Below are 19,467 nucleotides of genomic sequence, written 5' to 3'. Positions count from 1 at the left end.
TGCGTTGACAGTCGGGCACTTGGCACCATCAATGGCCGCCTCATGCAGAGCCGCACCTCCACGCGCAGCCGCTCCACCGCGGAAACCAAGATTGATTTGAGCATCAATCTCGATGGCGAGGGCACCTCCAAGGTGTCCACTGGCATCGGATTCTTCGACCACATGCTGACGCTCTTCTCGCGTCACAGCCTGATCGATCTGGACCTCACCGCCGAAGGAGATCTTGAAGTCGACTTCCACCACACGGTGGAAGACACCGGCATCGTCCTCGGCGATGCCATGCGCGAAGCCCTCGGCGACAAGCGTGGCATCAACCGCTATGGCTCGTTCTACCTGCCGATGGACGAGACCCTCGTGCGTGTGGTCGTCGATCTGAGCAACCGACCGCACCTGGAGTTCAAGGCGCCGGAAAACACTCCCTCCGCCCCGAACTTCCCCTTCACCTTGGTCGAGGAATTCTGCCGGGCGATGGCCTCGAACCTGCGTGCGAACATCCACGTCGAACTCCTCTATGGCCGCGATGGTCACCACATCGCCGAAGCTATCTTCAAGGGCTTGGCCCGCGCTCTGCGCATCGCTTGCGAGAGCGACCCCCGGGTCTCCGGCATCCCCAGCACCAAGGAAGCGCTGTAAACGGATCTGGCCATGAAAGCAGGCATCATCGACTACGGAGCCGGAAACCTCCGCAGCGTGGCAAACGCGGTGCACAGTCTCGGCATCGAACCCCGCATCGTGACCCGTGGAGAGGATTTCGCGGACCTCACCCACCTGATTCTTCCCGGCGTCGGCTCCTTTGGCGACAGCATGGAGGAACTCCAGGCGCGCTCCCTCGTCGACCCCATCCGCGAGTGGATCGCGCAGGACCGCCCGTTCTTCGGCATCTGCGTCGGCTACCAGCTCTTGTTCGAGCGTGGCGAGGAAAGCCCGGGGATCGATGGACTCGGCATCTTCAAGGGCAGCGTCGGCACATTCCCCGACGACGGACGCAAGATCCCTCACATGGGCTGGAATGCCGCCCAGCTCACCGAACCAAGCGATCCCCTCTGGGCCGGAATCGGCGAATCCCCGTTCTTCTACTTCGTGCACTCCTTCTTCCCCGCACCGATTGACAAGGAGGTGATCGCCGCGGAAACCGAATACGAAGGCGTCCGCTTCGCCAGCGCGATCCGCCGCGGAAATCTGGTCGCAACCCAGTTCCACCCTGAGAAAAGTCAGCAAGCTGGACTACGACTGCTGAAAAACTTCCTCACCTGAGACAACAGTCTGGTGCGACGAAGAAGCAAAGACGCGACGGGTGGAAGCGCCCGACTGTGAATAACTTGGCGACAACTGCCATCCGAATCTAACGCTTGCGCTACGTAGGCCTACGTGCTCAGCGCTCTTCGGGGCAAACCTGCAGGAATCCGGCACTGACAAGAATTAAAACGTCCGTTTCATTGCACATTTGCCTGCTTACTCACCTGCAACCCTTGGAAATGGCTGCATTGCTGGGATCCGGGGATTCACGATGATCAGAGACAGAAAGCAAAACCTTCGTTTGCTTGAATCGATCGATTCCAACAAACACGTCATCCCAAGTTCTTTTCACACGCTCGTCCCAGGGCTGTGAATAACTTGAGCAAAACGCCTTCGTGTTGGCGATTTTGCGGACATCAGCATCCATTCCCGCAGCGAGCGGAAGGACGAAAACTGCCCGAGGCGTGCTGAACCCGCCGGATTGTGGCGACGCCTAGCGAGGCGAACCGGAAAGCGCGGATGCGAAGGCGAGGAGGATGCGCTTCACCATGGTGACGATGAGGAAAAACACTCCGACCACCACCCCGACGGTCAGAAGGAGCGCCACTGCCACCACCCCAAGAACGAGCCAAAGCGGCCACCATCTCCGATCCAGCTGGAAGACCATCTGACGCGCACGCTCCGAGTAGCTCTCGGAACTGCTGCGGTTCTCGGCAGGTTCCGGGGCTTTCCCATCGATCTCGATGACTTCGGCTTCCAGCGTTTCAGGCATCCGGTCGAGAGGATGCCCCAACTTCCCGGCGAAGCAATGGGAAGATTCGCTGACTTTTCCCATGGAGCAGCGTCCCATTCCGATAGTTCCGGCCGGATCAACACGTTATGCCCAACGCATATGCTTTCCCGTCTTGCCCCAACCCTCCTGCTGCTCGCCTGCCATTTCTCGATTCAGGCTGAGACCCTTCCGAACTACGTGATCATCTTCACCGATGACCAAGGCTACAACGACCTGGGATGTTTCGGATCGAAGACCATCAAGACCCCCCACATCGACCAATTAGCTGCGGAAGGGCGGAAGATGACCAATTTCCACGTACCCTCGTCGGTGTGCTCTCCGTCGCGGGCCGCCCTGATGACCGGCTGCTATCCGAAGCGCATCGGCATGCACAAGCATGTGATCTTCCCCAACCAGAAGCACGGACTGCACCCCGATGAAATGACCATCGCCGAGTTGCTGAAGCAGAAGGGCTATGCCACGGCCTGCTTCGGCAAGTGGCACCTCGGCCATACCCCGGAACTCCTGCCAACCTCCCAGGGCTTCGATGAATACTTCGGCATCCCCTACTCGAACGACATGAAGCACCCCGCCAACAAAGGAAAGCCGAAGATCCCGCAGGACGAGTCGTGGCTCAAGCAGGGCGAGACCTTCTCCGCTTGGGGCACCCCCTTGATCGAGGGCACCGAAATCGTCGAGCTACCGGTCGACCAGCGCACCATCACCCGTCGCTACACCGACCGCGCCGTCAAGTTCATCGAGGATCACCGGGACGAGCCCTTTCTGGTCTACCTGCCCCACAGCATGCCACACATTCCTCTCTTCGTCCCGGACGATGTGCGGGATCCCGATCCCAAGAACGCCTACACCTGCGTGATCGAGCACATCGACGCGGAAGTCGGGCGGATCACCGACACCTTGAAGAAGCTGGGCCTGGATAAGAACACCTACCTCATCTTCACCTCCGACAACGGCCCGTGGCTTCGCTTCAAGAATCACGGCGGAAGCGCCCTGCCCCTTCGTGAAGGCAAGGGCACGACCTACGAAGGAGGACAGAGGGTGCCCTGCGTCGTCTGGGGGCCCGGTCGGATCCCGGCCGGGACGAGCTCGGATGCCTTCTGCACGACCATGGACCTCTTCCCCACCATTGCCGCGCTGAGCTCCGCCACCCCCGGCGAGCGGAAGACCGACGGCCACGACATCAGCAAGGTCCTCCATGGGCAATCCCCTTCGCCGCGTACCGAGATGCTGTACTACACCTCTAGTGGAGAGCTCAAGGGACTGCGCCAGGGTGACTGGAAGCTCCTTCTTCCCCTCGCCAGGAAGAATGCCCCCAAGCACGGAAAGGTGGAACTTTTCAATCTGACCGAGGACATCAGTGAATCGAAGAACCTCGCACCGGAGCACCCCGAAAAGGTCGAGGCGCTGAAGTCACGCATGACCGAACTCGATGCCGAGATCACCCGGAACGCCCGGCCCCGATGGAGCAAGAGCTGAGCGATACCTCCAACCCATGCGTGAGATTCAGCCCTCCCCATGACAGATTCGAGTGCGGACTCCTCCACATCCCCTTGCCAGCTTTGAGCCAAACCCCACGACCCATCCGATGATCCAACTACCAAAATTCCTTCTCTGCCTCCTACTCCTGAACCCCGCCGCGATGGCCGACGACCAAGAGGAATGGACCTCTCTTTTCGACGGCAAGACCTTCAATGGCTGGACCACAATGAAGGGCAAGCCGGTGACCAATGGCTGGAAGGTCGTCGACGGCGCCATGCACCGCGCCAGCGCCGGCGGAGACATCATCACCGAAGCCAAGTTCAAGGACTTCATCCTCGAGTTCGAATGGAAGATTTCCGAAGGCGGAAACAGTGGCGTGAAATACCGTGTGCAGGGAGCGACGGGCATCGAGTACCAGGTGCTCGACGACCAAAAGCATGCTGACAGCAAGAACCCAACCCACCGGGCAGCCTCATTCTATGACCTTCTGGCCGCCCCCGACTCAAAACCCATCAAGCCGGTCGGCGAATGGAATCAGGCCCGCATCGTCGCGAAAGGACCAAAGCTCGAGCACTGGTTGAATGGCACCCTGGTCGCCGAGCTCGATCAGTCGAGCGACGACTGGAAGACCCGGTTCGAATCCAGCAAATACAAGAAGGTGGAGAATTTCGGCACCCCCGCCTCCCCCATCCTGCTGCAGGACCATCGCGATCCCGTCTGGTTCAGGAACCTGCGCATCAAGGAACTCAAGTAGGCTTCGAATCAGGTTTGCAATCAATGCGCATCATAAGGAGGCGCATCATACCGGGCCCTCAACCGCTCGTATTCGGCCGTCAATGACCGTCTGATCTCCGCATATTCCGGGTGGTCATGGACACTGGTCATTTCCCCGGGATCCTTTTCGAGATCGAACATCTGCCATTCATCGGTCCCGGGCAGATAGAACAACTTGTGAGTCATCGTGCGCACACCGAAGTGCTGCGGCACGTTGTGCTCACCCTTCTCGTAGTAGGCGTAGTACACCGACTCCCGCCACTTCGACGCCCGCCCTTCCAGAACCGGGACGATCGATTCCCCCTGCACCTCGGCGGGCGCCTCGAGGCCAGCCATCTCCATGAAGGTCGGGGCATAGTCGATGTTCTGAATCAACTCCTTCGGACGGGACCCGGGAGCCACCTTTCCGGGCCAGCGGATCAGGAACGGCATTTTGAACGACTCTTCAAACATCCAGCGTTTGTCATACCACCCGTGCTCACCGAGGTAGAACCCCTGGTCGGATGAGTAGATCACGATGGTATTGTCGACGAGGTCGTTCTCCTCCAGATACTCAAGCATCCTCCCCACGCTCTCATCGACCGCCTTCACGGTCGCCAGATAGTTCTTCATGTAGCGCTGATATTTCCAGCGGACCACATCGCGATCACCCATCTTCCCCGCCTTGAACTCCTCGATGAAGGAACGATTGAGCGGCCCGAAGTGCGCATCCCACTCCTTTTTCTGAGCCGGCGTCATCCTGCGGTACTCCGGCGTGCCATAGCGATCCGGCTTCAACTCCACCCCCATCCGCTCGTCACGCCGCACTTTCAGGTCATAGGCCCAGTCCATGTGACGATCGATCTCCATCTGATTCTGCGGCAGCGTCTTACTACGGTTCTCGTAGTCATCGAAAAGTGAATCGGGCTCGGGAATCTTCACCCCGCTGAAGGCATCCAGGTGACGCAAGGCCGGAGCAAAGGTCCGATGCGGCGCCTTGTGCTGGCACATCAGGAAGAACGGCTTGTCCTTGTCCCGCTTGTCCAACCAGGCGATCGCCTTGTCGGTGGTCACATCCGTAGCATAGCCCGGAAAGCGCTTCGTCGTGCCATCCATCTGGATGAAGTCCGGATTGTAATAAGCCCCCTGACCGGGAAGGATTTCCCAGTAGTCGAAGCCGACCGGATCACTCTGGAGATGCCATTTCCCCACCACGGCGGTCGCATACCCCGATTTCTGAAGAGCCTTCGAAATCGTCCACTGACTCGAATCGAAGCCTCCTTTCAGGCCGTTGCGGAGAAACCCGTTCTTGTGGCTGTGCTTGCCCGTCTGGATGCACGCCCGCGATGGACCGCAGATCGAGTTGGCGCAGAACGAGTTCTCGAAAATGGCGCCTTCCTTCGCGAGACGGTCGATGTGGGGGGTGGGAGCAATCTTTGCGAGTGGACCGCCGTACGCGGAGATCGACTTCAACGCGTGGTCATCGGAAAACAGGAACAGGATGTTCGGGCGATCCGCCGACAAATTTCCCGCCAACAACACACACAACCCAGCAACGTGGACCAAAGATCTCATGGGGCTCTGATACATATCCGCCCCAACGTCTACCAGACACGAAATCTTACCTTTCCGCCCGATTGACATCGTACGCATCGATCCCCGTCACGGAAACCGGATGTCCATCGGACAAGTGCCCCTTCGCAGGCGGCGAAAAGCAAACCGACGCCCGCGGCATGCCCACCGGGAGAGCGGCGAATCAGAAATTCGCGGCGTCGTCCGCGCCGGCGTAAGACTCGGATTTCACCCCGTCCTTGCCATAGCTCCAGATCACGTAGGGCTGATGGCGCGGCTTTTTGTCCGACCATTCGGCCAAGCCCCAGGTCATCAGGACCTTGTCGTTCCGGCCGTTGTTGAAGTTGTTCTCGAAGGGTGGCGTATTGATGGCAAACATCAGCTCCCTCCCCCAGCTGTCATACAGCTTGCCGTCATCACGCCCGACACCGCTCCGCTTGTCGTCGGTGATCACCGGGGTGAAATAGTTGTTCTGCCGGGGATTCATGTCCCGACTGTTGAAAACCTCGTCCGTGCTGGTCGGAAAATCGTTGTCCTCGCCGAGAAGCGCCGCCATCAGCGATTCGGTCCCGTAGTTGCCGCCCGGGTCACCGTAGATCGTGTCCCAGCCCGTGACCCGCTTGGACTCGGGGATGGGAGGACGGCGGTAATCCACGATGTAGGCTTCGATCCCCAGTCCGACATCCCGCATCTGCTGAATCACCTGAGCCCGCTCCGCCTTGCCGATCGCCCGGGTGCTGAACATGAAGACAAGAGCCGAAAGCGCGGCGACGATCACAATCACCACCAGCAGTTCAATGAGCGTGAACCCGCTCCGGTCCGATGCGGGCGACTTGCGCGAAAATGTGGGCTTCATGGGTTTGTTATGGGCTTGGGATCTCCTGAACCGGGCCGGTTCAGCATCCGATGGGTGACACCGTAGGGCCTTCCGGGCCCTCCTTCAACGAAACGAGAACCCCAAAGGAACCCGGCGCATCATCCATTAATGTCCACCGCGACCGAAAAGTTTAGCTCAATGAGGCAAAAATTCCTCAAAGATTCCCCCACTCGGTCCGTTTTGAGGTCGTCAAACGCTGGGAAAGATCCGTTTTTTCCGCTGGTCATGCCGCCGCCGGAGCCTAGCTTCTTCCAAAACACCATCGCTCGATCCTCCAATGAGTCTTCACGCACAAATCAGCCCCGAGGCGCAAGCACGTCTGCAAGCTCAGCGCCGCAATTCAACGATTTCGTCAGTCGTCATCTCGCTGCTCGCGATCGTTCTCGTTGGCCTTATCCTTGCCTTCATTTTCCTCGATCCACTGCTCAAGGAAACGCCGGTGATCGTGAGCTATTCGTCCAATGTCGTGGACGATGAGAAGCTCGAGGCGAAAAAGATGACCAACAGTGTGGAGCGCAAGCCCTCGGCCCCCTCCTCATCGATGGCCAAGGTGATTGCCGCCAACACGACTTCTCCAACCGCGGTGCCGGTCCCCGAAGTGGACGTGCCCGAGCCTTCGACCGATTTTGGTGACGGAGACGATTTCGGCGACGGCTGGGGTTCCGGCGGTGACGGTGGTGGCGGTGGTGGCTTCGGCAACATCCCGGCCACCATGCGCAAGCGCTGCTCGCCCGAGGACCGGATGCAACGCCTCCTCGACAGTGGCGGCACCGAGAAGTGCGAGGAGGCCGTGGTGAAGGGCTTGGATTGGCTCCAGAAGACCCAGAACAAAGATGGTTCGTGGGGCAACAGCAACAAGGCAGCCATGACCGGTTTTGCCATCCTCGCCTACCTTGGCCACTGCGAGACTCCGATCTCTGAAAAATACGGCGACACCGTTCTCAAGGGCATGACTTGGTTGGTCGATCTTGGCATGAAGCAGAAGGGCCGCCTCACCACAGGCGCCGAACCCAACCCACAGCCCTACGAGCACGGCATCGCCACCTACGCCCTCGGCGAGTCGACGACCTTCTGCAAGCAACTGGGCATCAACGTCCCCAACCTGGCTGATGTGACCCAAAAAGCGGGCCAATACATCATCGACAACCAGCATAAGTCTGGCGGATGGGACTACGGTTTCAAGGAAGACAGCCCACGTGGCGGTGACCTCTCCGTGACGGCATGGCAGATCCAGGCGCTCAAGGCCTGCAAGCACACCGGCATGGACTTCCGCAACATGACCGCATGCATTCGCAAAGCCCTCGACTACGTGGAGGAGTGTCAGGATTCCGACGGTGGATTCGGCTACACCACGAATACCCACTCCCACAGCCCGAATGGCTACGCCACCCTCACCGGTGCTGGCATGCTCTCCTTCCAAATGTGGGACAAGGGCTCGGTCGGTGCGGTCCGCAAGGGCGCCAAGTACATCGTTAAGAAGTCGAAGTTCGACTACGACACACCGGACGCCGACCTTTACGGTCACTACTACGAAGCTCAGGCCATGATCGCCCGCGGTGGCGCCGAATGGGATCACTACAACGAGATGTTCCGTGACGAGTTGCTCAACAACCAGAACGCGGATGGTTCGTGGAAGAAGCCGGGCAACGGACAAAAGCTCAACGCCGTGGCAGCGCGCTTCGAGACCGACACCCACTACCGGACCTGCCTCGCCATTCTCATGCTGGAAGTTTACTACCGCTTCCTCCCTGCCACCGGAGCGGGCGTGAAGTAATCCAGCCACCCGGATCCTTTTCAGGGCGGGCCTGCATTTTGCAGGTCCGCCCTTTTTTCATGATCCTCATGAGTGATTTGTCAGCCAGAGGACACGATTTCCACTCGCCTCTCCCGCGAAACCAGCATACCCCGACGCCGACATGAGCGCTACGCAACTCGAACAACTCAAGGCTTACACCACGGTAGTCGCCGATACCGGTGACTTCGAATCCATGAAGGCCTACCAGCCTCAGGACGCCACCACCAACCCGTCCCTGATCCTCCAAGCAGCAGGCAAGGACGAATACCGCCCCTTGGTCGAGAAGGCCGTCAGCGAACTCAAGGCTTCCGACCTCAGCGGTGATGCCCTCGTTGAAGCCGTCCTCGATCGCATCCTCATTCTCTTCGGCCTCGAGATCCTCAAGATCGTCCCCGGTCGTGTCTCCACCGAGGTCGACGCCCGTCTCTCTTTCGACACCGATGGCACCACTGCCAAGGCACGCCAGCTGATCGCCGCCTATGAGAAGGAAGGCATCTCTCGCGATCGCATCCTGATCAAGATCGCTTCGACCTGGGAAGGCATCAAGGCTGCCGAAGAACTCGAGAAGGAAGGCATCCACTGCAACCTCACCCTGCTCTTCTCCTTCGCTCAGGCCGTGGCATGCGCCGAAGCAGGGGTGCAGCTCATCTCCCCCTTCGTGGGTCGTATCCTCGACTGGTTCAAGGCCAGCACCGGAGAAGACTACACCGCCGAGACCGACCCGGGCGTGCTCTCAGTGCGTGAGATCTACACCTACTACAAGAAGTTCGGCTACAAGACCGAAGTGATGGGTGCCTCGTTCCGCAATACCGGTGAGATCACCGCCCTCGCAGGCTGCGACCTCCTCACCATCGGCCCCAGCCTCCTCAAGGAGCTCCAGGAGTCGACCGAAGAGGTCCCACGCGTCCTTTCGCCCGAGATCGCCGCTGAGGCAGATCTCGAAAAGGTCAGTTTCGACGAAAAGTCGTTCCGCTTCGCGCTGAATGACGACGCCATGGCGACCGAGAAAACCGCCGAAGGCATCCGCAAGTTCTCGATCGACATCGTGAAGCTTGAGGACCTCGTGAAGTCGATGCTCTGATCGAAACCAGCCTTCGCATCCGGCCCATGGGCCGGAAACATTCCAGCCGGAGCCTCGGGCTCCGGCTTTTTTGTATTCACTTCGCGCGATGGATTGCCAAGCTCCGCCCATGCACTTCGTCCGCCTGCTGACCATCCTTCTGGTCGCTGCCACGGCACTTCCGTCCCTCGCCGGGGGCAAGAAGCAGACCATGGCCGGCTTCGCCTTCCACCTCGAAACCCAACCCGGGGAGAACCCAAAGATGGTGTTCCCCCAGTTCGTGGCCGGGAAAGAACGTGTCTTCCGACGGGTTCCGGAAATTTCCACCAAGGACGTCGAAGCATTCAACCCCTTTCCGTCGCAGGACGGGCAGGGCTTCGGAGTGCTGCTCAAACTCAAGGGCGGCGCAGCCAACCGCTTGTCGGGAGTTACCGCTGCCAACACAGGCAAGTGGATGATCGCCCGGGTCAATGGCAGGATCGTCGATGCCGTCCGGATTGATCAGCAGATCACCGATGGAGAAATGGTGATCTGGAAGGGCCTTTCCCAGGCGGAGATCGCCGGCATGGACAAAAAGCTGCCGCGCATCGGCGAACGCAAACCCCGCGGCTGATTCGATGCTTCGCCCGATTGCTTTCCTCCTTGCCCTCTCCTCGCTGCTGACCGCAGTTGCGGGCACGTTCCAACTGCCGACCGAGAACCGGCACCTCCTGACCGGGGAACCCGAAAAGTTCTACATGTATGTGGACCGGACTTTCGAAGGAGAACGGTCCACACCCTGGCAGGGCGGCGCATGGGGACTCGTCCGAAATCCGATCCGCGTCGACGGCGAGATCCGCTACCTGCGTTTCCACGAGGGGATCGACATCAAACCCATCAAAAGGGACAAGGCGGGAAACCCGCTCGACCTCATCATGAGCATCGCCGACGGCACCGTCGTCCATGTGAGCGACGTGGCAGGCCGCTCGAACTACGGTCGCTACATCGTGGTCGCCCACCCGGTCACCCCTCAAGGCGACCTGGTCCACAGCCTCTACGCCCACCTGGCGACTTCCAGCGTCAAGCGCGGTGACCGCGTCAAGAAAGGCTCGGTACTCGGACAGATGGGATACACGGGCGCCGGGCTCAACCGCACCCGCGCCCACCTCCATCTCGAGATCGGCCTGAAGATGAGCAAGAATTTCGATGGCTGGTTCAAGCGCTATTCGGGAGGCACCAACTATCATGCCAACTACAACGGGATGAACCTGATCGGCATGGATGTCGCCCGCTTCCTCACCGAGCACCACAAGAACCCGTCCCTCAAGATCACGGATTTCGTGCGCCATTCCCCCGCCTATTTCAAGGTGACCGTTCCTCGCACCGGAGCGATGGATTTCGCGCAGCGCCATCCATGGCTGGCCTACGGGGACCTCAACGCACCCAGCCCATCGTGGGAGATTTCATTCACCGCCACCGGGCTTCCAACGGGCATCGCCGTCAGTCAGCGCAAGGTGAGCCAACCCATCGTCTCCGCCGTGCAGAATTCCGGAGTCGCCCATCGCTACCTCACCCGTGGTCTGCTTTCGGGAGAAGGCAGCAACGCGACCCTTTCAACGAACGGCAAGAAGCTGGTCGCCCTGATCACGGGAAGCTTCTAGCCGCACCGCGCGATTCTGGTTTTCTTCCTTGTGGACCCGGGGCTCGAACTCCGACGCTTCCGGCCATGGATCAGACCCTTGCACGCATCGAAGAACTCGGTTTCCAACTCCCGGACGTCCCCGCTCCCGTCGCCGCCTACGTCAACTGCGTCCAAAGCGGCAACCTCCTGTTTCTCTCGGGAGGTCTGCCAATCGATGGAGAGCGTAAGATCATCGGCAAGGTGCCGACCGACGTTTCCGTTGAGGAAGCCAAGGAGGGCGCACGCATCATCATGCTCAACCGGCTTGCCGTCATCCGCGACCACATCGGATCGCTCGACAAGGTGAAGCAGATCGTCGCTCTGAACGGCTTCGTCAATTCCGAGCCCGACTTCTACGACCACCCGGTGGTCGTGAATGGCGCTTCGGAGTTCCTGCTCGAAGTCTTTGGCGAACGGGGTAAACACTCCCGCACCGCCCTCGGAGCAGCCGCCCTGCCACTCAATGTTGCGGTGGAAATCAACCTCACGGTCGAGATCGAATCCTGACTACTGGGCGTCCGGAGAAAGCGTCCCGACGTAGGGCAGGTTCCGGTAGCGGCCCTGGTAATCGAGGCCGTAGCCGATGACGAATTCATCCCCGATGTCGAACCCGACATAATCGGCCTGGACCTCCGCAGCCCGTTTCTTGTCCTTGGCGAGCAACACCCCGGTCTTCACCTCGGTGGCTCCCTCGGCGGTCAGGCGGTCCGCCACCGCGCGCAGGGTGCGACCGGTATCAAGAATATCATCGAGGACGAGAACCTTGCGGCCCTTCACATCGGGCAAGCGACGGTCGAGAAAATCGACCTGGCCGCTGCTCTCCATCCCGCCATGGTAGCTCGCGACGTTGAGGCACTCGATCTCCAGCATCCGCGGAAGCCTTCGAAGCAGGTCGGCGGCAAACACGAATGCCCCCTTCAGCAAGACAATCACGACAATCACCTCCCCGGGAAAGTCCTGCCGGATGTCCAGCGCCATCGCATCCAACCGTCTCTGGATCACCTCTTCGGCAATCAACACCTTGTCGACGTCCTGTTCCATTCAGCGTTCCCGTTCAATCCGGTAAATCGACTCACCCGGACGGTAAACATTCAGCCGGTCGATGGCGTGCAGTTCCAGATACTCGGGATCCGTTCTCAGCGCCTCATAGCTGGCCCGTGAATCTTCCATCCGATCGAGCACCGCCGCCTCAGCTTCAAGAATGCGGGAAAGCTCGATCCGCTTGTCCGCCAATTTGCGCTTCTGCGGTAGGGCTGAAGCCACCGCAAGCGTCCCGACCGACAACGCAAACAGGCACAGCGCGACCGCATTGACCCACCGAATCGCCTTCGTCTGGGCACGCAGACGGGTGATTTTGGATCGGGAGGGAGCGCGTCGCTTCGCCATAAGCGGCACTTCGTTAGCAAATCCGAAGCATCACCGGAATAAAAATGCTCGGTAAAATGAGGTTCTGTCCCCTGCGTCCCGCCTCATCCGCCCCCAACGAAATCCACCCCCGTCTCCCAATTTCCGGTTGACTTGACCAATTGGTCAACTATCCGTCCGCCATGCCACCAACCAGCACCGCCCGGATTCGATTGTTGGAAACGATGATCGATGCGATCTGGGAGCGCAGCTATGGCGGAGTTTCGGTGGACGCGATTTGCGAGAGGGCAGACGTCCGCAAAGGGAGCTTCTACCATTTCTTCAAATCCAAATCCGCGCTGGCCGTCGCAGCACTCGAGCACCTGTGGGACACCCAGAGCCGACCAGCCCTGGACGACATTTTCTCCCCGAGCCGCCCGCCTCTTCGTCGCTTCGAGCTTCTCATGGAAGTCTGGTATCAGAAGAGCATCCAATGCCTTCAGGAAAAGGGTCGGGTACTGGGTTGCCCATATTTCAACATCGGCACGGAAGCCGCCGGGGGCGAACCGGAACTCGCCGCCAAAGTCAGCGAGATCCTCAACCAATACCAAGGCTACCTTGAGGCAGCGCTGCACGAAGCCAAGGCCCGGGGAGAGGTCGACATCGATGACCCGGCGCAGACCGCCGAGTGCCTGTTCTCCATGATTGAGGGCAGTTCGACCCAGGCCCGCATTCACAACGACCCCGAGCGGGTCCGTCATTTCGCCGAGGCATTCAGCCGCATGATCGGCGCCGAGCTCAGCCCCGATCTCAGCCAAGCCGCCGCCAAGTCCTGAATCCTCGTCTTATCCAATCAGTCAAAACCTCCCCATATGAGTCAAACATCCAATCTTCGTCAAAATCTGGCCTGGCTCGGAGTCCTGCTCGTCCTCGGCATCACCGCGTGGTTCGGCTGGAAGGCACTCCGCGATTCCAAGCCAGGAGAAGCGGCTGGTGCCGGCCCCGGCGGGCGCCCACCCAGCACGGTCATCACCCGGCCCGTCGAAAGGCGGGAGGTCGTGGAGCACCTGACGGCCACCGGCACCCTCCGCGCCGTGCGCCGGGCGGAAGTCGCCGCTCGTGAGTCGGCAGCTGTCGATGCCATTCTCGTCGACGAAGGGGATCAGGTGAAGGCCGGCGCCGTTCTGGCCCGCTTGGACAATCGCCGGATCGAAGCCCAGCTCCAGGAAGGTAGGGCATCCCTGACCGCGATCAAAGCTGAGCTTTCCCAACGGGAAGCCGAGCATCAGCGGGCGATTCGCGATGAGGAAATGATGCGTGAGCTCTGGGACGAGAGGGCGGTATCGGAGCGCGAGTTCCTCGACAGTGCCCGGGAGCTCAAGGTCGCCGCCGCAAGATCGGAAGCAGCCAAGGAAGCCATTCTGGCCGCGGAAAAACGGCTCGAACTTCTCGAAGTCCGAAGCGTCGACCTTGCGATCAAGGCCCCCTTCGACGGGCGCGTTGTCGCCCGCCACACCGAACTCGGCGAGTGGGTCAACGAGGGTGACCCGGTCGTTACGCTGCTCTCCACCGGAGAGGTCGAGGCGTGGCTCCAGCTTCCCGAGCGACACGCCTCCGCGCTCAAGGTGACCACCCCGGACGAGGTCGAAATCCGCCTACCCGGCCGATCCGAAGTCGTGAAGGCCGATCGCGTTTCCCTCATCCCCGATGTCGAGGGCCGATCCCGCCTCTTCAGCCTGATCGCCCACATCCCGGATCCCGAGAACCGCTTCACCCCCGGCACCTCGGTTGAGGCCAAGGTTCCCTTGGGAACTCCCGCTCCCCAGCTCGTGGTCCCGTCGGACGCCATCCTCAGCAGCTTTTCCGGCACCTTCCTGTTCGTCCCCGGTGAAGCCGGCCAGGGACCCCCGGTCGCCCGCCGCGTTCCGGTGCAGGTCTTGTTTGAACGACACAGCGAGGCCGTGATCACCAGCGAAGAACTCAAGCCGGGCGACCCAGTCATCGTGGAAGGAAACGAACGACTCTTCCCCGGCACCCCGCTCGACCCCAAGCCGTGGAGCGACACCCGTGGCAACCCGTCGACCGAGACTCCTTGATATCATGAGGCCTGTCATTGAAGGATTGCTGCGTCAACCCATCACCATCGCGGTGGGTACGATGCTCGCCGTATTTGTGGGGATTCTCGCCATCACCCGTGTCCCCGTCCGCATGACGCCCGAGGTTTCATCGGTGGTCATCGCCGTGACGACGAACTGGGAGAATGCCTCATCCGATGAGATCGAATCGGACATCATCGAAGAGCAGGAAAAGGTCCTCGGTGAGACAAAAGGTCTCAAGTCGATGATCAGCACCAGCGCCGCCGGTCAGGGAACCATCCGGCTGGAATTCGAAACCGGAACCGACATCGACTCCGCCCAGGATGAGGTGCTGCAGAAACTCGACGAGGTTCCCGGCTACCCGAACGGAGTGCTCCAGCCGGTCGTGCAGGACATCGACCCGGAGTCCGCGGACTACATCGCATGGATCGGACTATTCTCCACCGATCCCGATTTCAATCCGGGCCTGCTCTACGACTTCATGGATCGAAGCGTGAAGCCACGCTTCGAGCGGATTCCCGGCATCAGTGAGGTGGGTGTCCGCGGAGCCATCGCATCCGAACTCCAGATCATCGTCGACCCCGTGGCCCTCGCCCAAAGGGGCGTCACCTTCTCCCAGTTGCGGGAGGGCATCAGCGCCGCCAACGCCAACTTCTCGGGAGGCAAGATCGAACAGGGAAAACGCGATTTCCGGATTCGTGCGACCGGTCGCTTCGACACCCCGGAGTCGGCCCGCAGCATGATCATCTTCCGCGACGAGGCAGGACCGGTCTACCTCGGCGACGTCGCCGACGTGCGCAATGACTGGAAGGAACCGACATCGTGGGTCCGCTCGCGCGGCCAGCGCGGCGCATTCTTCAACTTCCAGCTGCAGCGTGGCGCCAACCTGCTGGAGACGATGCAGATGCTGCAGGGTGAGGTGGCGAAGCTCAACGAACCCGGCGCCCTGCTTGACGAGAAAGCCAGGCAACTCGGTCTGGATGGCACCCTTGAACTCGTCCAGACCTACGATGCCTCGACCTACGTGCAGGACGCATTCGAGCTCGTCCGCTCCAACCTGATTCTCGGCGGGGTCCTCGCGACCATGACGCTCCTCTTCTTCCTGCGCAGCCTTCGCGCGGTGGGCATCATCGCCATCGCCATCCCGGTTTCCACCATCGCCTCCTTCAGTGTGTTGGTCCTGCTGGGAAGGTCGATCAACATCGTATCGCTCGCCGGCCTCGCCTTCGCCGTCGGCATGGTCGTCGACAACGCCATCGTCGTCATCGAGAACATCTTCCGACATCTCGAGAAGGGAAAGAGCCCGGTCAAAGCCGCCCGCGATGGCACCCTCGAGGTCGGAGGCGCCGTCCTCGCATCCACACTCACCACCGTCGTCGTTTTCGCACCCATCCTGCTGGTGCAGGAGCAAGCCGGGCAGCTGTTCCGCGACATTGCCCTCGCACTGATGGCGGCAGTGACGCTGTCGTTCATCGTCAGCCTCACCGTCATCCCGGTGGCCTCGGGAAAGTGGCTCACACCGCACAAATCGGAAGATGGGCCCTCCCTGTTCGACAAGGTCTTCGGCTCCCGCCTGTTCAAGATTCTCGGCCTGCCGTTCCGGCCGTTCGGCATCCTCTTCGAGAAAATGCCCGACCTTGCCGCCAACGCCGTCGGCTTCCTCACGGCAACCTGGGCGAGGAGACTCACCGTCATCACGAGCTTCGCGCTGATCACCATCATCGGCACCCGCATTCTACTTCCGCCTCTGGACTACCTGCCGAAGGGTAACCGCAACCTCGTGTTTGGCCTGCTGTTCCCGCCGCCTGGCTACAACCTGGAGACGCTCTCTGAGATGGGCGAGCGCATCGAGGAACGGATCAGCCCGCTGTGGGAAGCCACCCCTGACAAGTATGGGATCGAAACCCGCCTCTCCGGCGGACAGGAGATCATCGAGGACAAGCGGCAGCCCGTGCCGCTGAACGACGGCTCGGGCGGCTCGGTCGTCCCGCCGCCTCTGGACAACTACTTCCTCGTCTCCTTCGAAGGCCGGATCTTCCACGGCGGCATCTCCGCCGACAAGGCAAGGGTGGCGGATCTGATCCCGGCATTCGCTGCGGCCACCTCCGGGACCGCAACCCCGGACACCTTCTCGGTGGCCTTCCAGATGCCGCTTTTCCGCGTCGGCGGCTCGACGGGATCCGCCGTCCAGATCGACTTCAAGGGGCGCGACCTCGATGCCGTTTCAGGGGCCGCCGGTGCGGTGATGGGAGCACTCATGGGCATGCCCGGACCCCGCCCGAACATCACCCCCGCTCCACCGAACTTCGCCTTCCCTCTCGATGAAATGAGGATCGTCCCCAACGACGAACGACTGCGCGAACTCGAGATGACCCGTTCGGACCTCGGACTCGCCGTGCAGGCTGGCGGCGACGGCATCGTGCTGTTCCGCGACTACGAGCAGAACGGCGAACTGAAGGACATCAAGATCCTCACCAAGGGCGAACCCGGCCAGACGCCCCTGGACAAGCTCCTCGATCTGCCGGTCGCTTCGCCGACCGGAGCCATCGTCGACCTGCGCTCGATTGCCAGCCTCGAACGCGTGCGTGGCCCGGATCAGATCCGCCACGTCGATCGACAACGCGCCGTCACCCTCGAGCTCACTCCCCCGCCCGGCCAGCCACTTGAAAGCGTGATCGAGAACGTCAATGCCTTGATCGCCGGCATGAAAGCCGAAGGAGCCATCCCACCGGGCGTCGACGTGAGTCTGTCCGGATCCGCCGGCAAGCTCGCCGAGATCAAGGACTCGCTACTCGGTGACGGCACGCTCGCCGGCACCGTCGGAAGCAGCCTGTTCCTTGCCTTCGTCGTCATCTACCTGCTGATGGTCGTCCTCTTCCAAAGCTGGAGCTACCCCCTGGTCATCATGCTCAGTGTGCCGCTCGCCACCTTCGGCGGATTCCTCGGATTGGCGCTGGTCCACCAGTGGAGCACGCTCGACCGCTACATGCCCGTCCAGAACCTCGACATGCTGACCATCCTCGGCTTCGTCATCCTGGCCGGCGTGGTCGTGAACAACGCCATCCTCATCGTTCACCAGGCCCTCAACTTCATGCGGGAGGAGAACATGGCACCCCTCGATGCGATCGTCGAAAGTGTCCGCAGCCGGGTGCGCCCCATCCTGATGTCCACCCTCACCTCGGTGGGTGGCATGATCCCCCTCGTCCTGATGCCCGGCTCCGGCTCGGAACTCTACCGCGGCCTTGGTGCCGTGGTGGTCGGCGGCCTGACTGTCAGTACGATATTCACCGTATTTCTCGTTCCCGCCGTGCTCAGCGCGATCTTCGCCCTGAAGCAACCCGAGCCCGCCGGGCAGACCAACCCGGAACCCGCAATCGCTTGAAACCCTCCAATCCACCCCTCATGCGCGGACTTCTTCTCAGCACCCTCCTGCTCGCCTCCTGCGCGGTCGGCCCGGACTATGAAGTGCCCAGCAAGGAGCTTGAGGCATCCTTCAAGAACGCCGGATTCAAACAGGCACCCCCGGAAGGCTCGTGGTGGGGACTCTACCGCGATCCCCAGCTGAACCGCCTGATCAAGGACGCCGACACCAAGGGCCAGGGAGTGCGCAGTGCCTTGGCACGCTATGACCAATCACGCGCCGTCCTCGGGCTGGCAAAGGCGGACGTCTATCCAGCCGTCACCGGAGACCTCTATGCACGGCGGAGACAGGACAGCTCGAACACCAACTTCTCGGCCGGCAGCTACAATGACTACCGGGCCGCCCTGAACCTGTCGTGGGAGATCGACCTCTGGGGCCGGGTGCGGCGTAACATCGGCGCCAACCGGGCCGAGATGGAGGCCACCGGATACGACTTCCAGGGACTCATCCTCTCGCTGCGGGGAGAAGTCACCCGGGCCTATGTGTCACTGCGCTTCGCCGATGCCGAGATCGACCTCCTCACCCGGACGAAGAAGCTCCGGCGCGAAGCGAAGGACCTGATGGAGAAGCGGTTCCGCATCGGTGCCAGCAGCAAGATCGACTACGAAAGGTCCATTACGGAGCATGAAAGCGTGCAGGCCGAGCTCGCCGAGCTCCAAGCCCAGCGCGGGCGTTTCGAGAATGCGCTCGCCGTCCTCACCGGCCACAGCGCCTCGGGCTTCACCATCGCACCCAATGGGAAGCTACCGACCATTCCCTCCGTTCCATCGTCGGTGCCATCGGAACTGCTCCGACGCCGACCTGATCTGGCCGCCGCCGAGAGAAGACTGGCCGCTGCGAGTGAAACGATCGGCCTGGCCATCGCAAGCTACCTGCCACGACTCACCCTGACCGGGACCGGCGGGGTCCAGTCGCTGAGCAGTTCCGACCTGATCAATCCCGGGTCGAAACTCTGGAGCCTCGGCCCCGAACTGGATCTCCCCTTCTTCCAGGGCGGACGTGCCTTCGCCGACAAGAATCGGGCGGAGGCCGCCTACCGGGAAGCCCTCGGTATCTATCGCGGCAAGCTTCTGGAAGCCATCCGCGAAACCGAGGACTCACTGGGCGACAGCCGACACCTGGCACGAGCCTCCGGGTCCAGGAAGCGCGGTGCAGCCTCCGCCGACACCGCGGCTCGACTGACGCGGAAACGCTACACGTCCGGGGTCACCGACTACTTTGAGGTCGTCGATGCCGAGCGCACCGCCCTGTCCGAAGAGCGGGCCGCGCTCTCCATCGATCTGGCCCGCGCCCTGGCATCCACCCGCCTGATTCAGGCACTCGGTGGCGGATGGCAGCGCTAGTGACCTCACCGCAGGTCCGTCCATCTGGAACGAACCTG

At 61.2% G+C, this 19,467-nt stretch carries 18 protein-coding genes; 13 read left to right on the top strand and 5 right to left on the bottom strand.

Features of this window, described 5'->3' with window-relative positions:
• Nucleotides 1-42: 42 nt before the first annotated feature.
• Both hisB and hisH read left to right on the top strand, forming a co-directional pair.
• Nucleotides 43-633, top strand: coding sequence for an imidazoleglycerol-phosphate dehydratase HisB (gene hisB / locus JIN81_RS09190; protein ID WP_200278639.1), 591 nt, complete (start codon nt 43-45; stop codon nt 631-633).
• Between the two features lie 12 nt (nt 634-645).
• Complete coding sequence (hisH, locus tag JIN81_RS09185) at nt 646-1,254, top strand: imidazole glycerol phosphate synthase subunit HisH (protein WP_200278638.1); 609 nt, start codon at nt 646-648, stop codon at nt 1,252-1,254.
• A 475-nt stretch (nt 1,255-1,729) separates the two neighbouring features.
• Here hisH and JIN81_RS09180 read toward each other — a convergent pair whose 3' ends face one another.
• Nucleotides 1,730-2,008, bottom strand: coding sequence for a hypothetical protein (locus JIN81_RS09180; RefSeq protein ID WP_234044611.1), 279 nt, complete (start codon nt 2,006-2,008; stop codon nt 1,730-1,732).
• Between the two features lie 120 nt (nt 2,009-2,128).
• On the opposite strand from JIN81_RS09180, the gene JIN81_RS09175 reads away from it, so the two are divergent.
• Together JIN81_RS09175 and JIN81_RS09170 are read left to right on the top strand one after the other, a co-directional pair.
• Entirely contained in the window at nt 2,129-3,505 is a 1,377-nt protein-coding gene (locus JIN81_RS09175) for a sulfatase family protein (protein ID WP_200278636.1), read from the top strand.
• A gap of 109 nt (nt 3,506-3,614) precedes the next feature.
• Nucleotides 3,615-4,262 (top strand): 3-keto-disaccharide hydrolase, encoded by a 648-nt coding sequence (locus JIN81_RS09170; RefSeq protein ID WP_200278635.1) that lies wholly within the window; start codon nt 3,615-3,617, stop codon nt 4,260-4,262.
• 20 nt (nt 4,263-4,282) lie between these two features.
• Here the strand turns inward: JIN81_RS09170 and JIN81_RS09165 are convergent, their stop codons facing one another.
• Both JIN81_RS09165 and JIN81_RS09160 read right to left on the bottom strand, forming a co-directional pair.
• The gene (locus JIN81_RS09165; RefSeq protein ID WP_200278634.1) at nt 4,283-5,836 is read right to left on the bottom strand and encodes a sulfatase family protein; all 1,554 of its coding nucleotides are present in this window, start codon (nt 5,834-5,836) and stop codon (nt 4,283-4,285) included.
• A gap of 181 nt (nt 5,837-6,017) precedes the next feature.
• A complete protein-coding gene (locus JIN81_RS09160) occupies nt 6,018-6,689 on the bottom strand; it encodes a type II secretion system protein (RefSeq protein ID WP_200278633.1) in 672 nt (223 codons plus the stop codon).
• A gap of 298 nt (nt 6,690-6,987) precedes the next feature.
• Between JIN81_RS09160 and JIN81_RS09155 the strand changes: the two genes are divergently transcribed.
• The 5 genes from JIN81_RS09155 (at nt 6,988) to JIN81_RS09135 (ending at nt 11,732) form a co-directional block, all read left to right on the top strand.
• Nucleotides 6,988-8,484, top strand: a complete 1,497-nt coding sequence (locus tag JIN81_RS09155; protein WP_200278632.1) for a prenyltransferase/squalene oxidase repeat-containing protein — start codon at nt 6,988-6,990, stop codon at nt 8,482-8,484.
• 142 nt (nt 8,485-8,626) lie between these two features.
• Nucleotides 8,627-9,586, top strand: a complete 960-nt coding sequence (gene tal / locus JIN81_RS09150; protein WP_200278631.1) for a transaldolase — start codon at nt 8,627-8,629, stop codon at nt 9,584-9,586.
• A gap of 109 nt (nt 9,587-9,695) precedes the next feature.
• The gene (locus JIN81_RS09145) at nt 9,696-10,178 is read left to right on the top strand and encodes a hypothetical protein (RefSeq protein WP_200278630.1); all 483 of its coding nucleotides are present in this window, start codon (nt 9,696-9,698) and stop codon (nt 10,176-10,178) included.
• Between the two features lie 4 nt (nt 10,179-10,182).
• Nucleotides 10,183-11,205: a M23 family metallopeptidase gene (locus tag JIN81_RS09140; RefSeq protein WP_200278629.1), complete on the top strand. Its 1,023-nt coding sequence runs from the start codon at nt 10,183-10,185 to the stop codon at nt 11,203-11,205.
• 65 nt (nt 11,206-11,270) lie between these two features.
• A complete protein-coding gene (locus JIN81_RS09135) occupies nt 11,271-11,732 on the top strand; it encodes a RidA family protein (RefSeq protein WP_200278628.1) in 462 nt (153 codons plus the stop codon).
• Here the strand turns inward: JIN81_RS09135 and hpt are convergent, their stop codons facing one another.
• Together hpt and JIN81_RS09125 are read right to left on the bottom strand one after the other, a co-directional pair.
• Nucleotides 11,733-12,266, bottom strand: coding sequence for a hypoxanthine phosphoribosyltransferase (gene hpt, locus JIN81_RS09130; RefSeq protein WP_200278627.1), 534 nt, complete (start codon nt 12,264-12,266; stop codon nt 11,733-11,735).
• Nucleotides 12,267-12,611: a hypothetical protein gene (locus tag JIN81_RS09125; protein ID WP_200278626.1), complete on the bottom strand. Its 345-nt coding sequence runs from the start codon at nt 12,609-12,611 to the stop codon at nt 12,267-12,269.
• A 161-nt stretch (nt 12,612-12,772) separates the two neighbouring features.
• Between JIN81_RS09125 and JIN81_RS09120 the strand changes: the two genes are divergently transcribed.
• Genes JIN81_RS09120 through JIN81_RS09105 form a run of 4 tightly spaced genes read left to right on the top strand, consistent with a single transcriptional unit; the run spans nt 12,773 to nt 19,429 of the window.
• Nucleotides 12,773-13,405: a TetR/AcrR family transcriptional regulator gene (locus tag JIN81_RS09120; RefSeq protein ID WP_200278625.1), complete on the top strand. Its 633-nt coding sequence runs from the start codon at nt 12,773-12,775 to the stop codon at nt 13,403-13,405.
• Nucleotides 13,406-13,441: 36 nt separating this feature from the next.
• On the top strand, nt 13,442-14,665 hold the full coding sequence (locus tag JIN81_RS09115) for an efflux RND transporter periplasmic adaptor subunit (RefSeq protein WP_200278624.1): 1,224 nt from the start codon (nt 13,442-13,444) through the stop codon (nt 14,663-14,665).
• A 4-nt stretch (nt 14,666-14,669) separates the two neighbouring features.
• A complete protein-coding gene (locus JIN81_RS09110) occupies nt 14,670-18,047 on the top strand; it encodes an efflux RND transporter permease subunit (RefSeq protein ID WP_200278623.1) in 3,378 nt (1,125 codons plus the stop codon).
• Between the two features lie 20 nt (nt 18,048-18,067).
• The gene (locus JIN81_RS09105; RefSeq protein ID WP_200278622.1) at nt 18,068-19,429 is read left to right on the top strand and encodes an efflux transporter outer membrane subunit; all 1,362 of its coding nucleotides are present in this window, start codon (nt 18,068-18,070) and stop codon (nt 19,427-19,429) included.
• The last annotated feature ends 38 nt before the right edge of the window (nt 19,430-19,467 follow it).

Origin of the sequence: Haloferula rosea, from assembly GCF_016595525.1 — a bacterium.
GTDB lineage: Bacteria > Verrucomicrobiota > Verrucomicrobiia > Verrucomicrobiales > Akkermansiaceae > Haloferula > Haloferula rosea.
This window is presented reverse-complemented; position numbering and strand designations above follow the sequence as displayed.

Bases quoted from the DNA above. Each gene is read 5' to 3' on its own strand.
- hisH (WP_200278638.1), top strand. From the start codon at position 646: ATGAAAGCAGGCATCATCGACTACGGAGCCGGAAACCTCCGCAGCGTG.
- JIN81_RS09115 (WP_200278624.1), top strand. From the start codon at position 13,442: ATGAGTCAAACATCCAATCTTCGTCAAAATCTGGCCTGGCTCGGAGTC.
- JIN81_RS09165 (WP_200278634.1), bottom strand. From the start codon at position 5,836: ATGAGATCTTTGGTCCACGTTGCTGGGTTGTGTGTGTTGTTGGCGGGA.
- tal (WP_200278631.1), top strand. From the start codon at position 8,627: ATGAGCGCTACGCAACTCGAACAACTCAAGGCTTACACCACGGTAGTC.
- JIN81_RS09160 (WP_200278633.1), bottom strand. From the start codon at position 6,689: ATGAAGCCCACATTTTCGCGCAAGTCGCCCGCATCGGACCGGAGCGGG.
- JIN81_RS09170 (WP_200278635.1), top strand. From the start codon at position 3,615: ATGATCCAACTACCAAAATTCCTTCTCTGCCTCCTACTCCTGAACCCC.
- JIN81_RS09125 (WP_200278626.1), bottom strand. From the start codon at position 12,611: ATGGCGAAGCGACGCGCTCCCTCCCGATCCAAAATCACCCGTCTGCGT.
- JIN81_RS09105 (WP_200278622.1), top strand. From the start codon at position 18,068: ATGCGCGGACTTCTTCTCAGCACCCTCCTGCTCGCCTCCTGCGCGGTC.
- JIN81_RS09180 (WP_234044611.1), bottom strand. From the start codon at position 2,008: ATGCCTGAAACGCTGGAAGCCGAAGTCATCGAGATCGATGGGAAAGCC.
- JIN81_RS09110 (WP_200278623.1), top strand. From the start codon at position 14,670: ATGAGGCCTGTCATTGAAGGATTGCTGCGTCAACCCATCACCATCGCG.
- JIN81_RS09140 (WP_200278629.1), top strand. From the start codon at position 10,183: ATGCTTCGCCCGATTGCTTTCCTCCTTGCCCTCTCCTCGCTGCTGACC.
- JIN81_RS09155 (WP_200278632.1), top strand. From the start codon at position 6,988: ATGAGTCTTCACGCACAAATCAGCCCCGAGGCGCAAGCACGTCTGCAA.
- JIN81_RS09135 (WP_200278628.1), top strand. From the start codon at position 11,271: ATGGATCAGACCCTTGCACGCATCGAAGAACTCGGTTTCCAACTCCCG.
- JIN81_RS09175 (WP_200278636.1), top strand. From the start codon at position 2,129: ATGCTTTCCCGTCTTGCCCCAACCCTCCTGCTGCTCGCCTGCCATTTC.
- hpt (WP_200278627.1), bottom strand. From the start codon at position 12,266: ATGGAACAGGACGTCGACAAGGTGTTGATTGCCGAAGAGGTGATCCAG.
- JIN81_RS09120 (WP_200278625.1), top strand. From the start codon at position 12,773: ATGCCACCAACCAGCACCGCCCGGATTCGATTGTTGGAAACGATGATC.
- JIN81_RS09145 (WP_200278630.1), top strand. From the start codon at position 9,696: ATGCACTTCGTCCGCCTGCTGACCATCCTTCTGGTCGCTGCCACGGCA.
- hisB (WP_200278639.1), top strand. From the start codon at position 43: ATGCAGAGCCGCACCTCCACGCGCAGCCGCTCCACCGCGGAAACCAAG.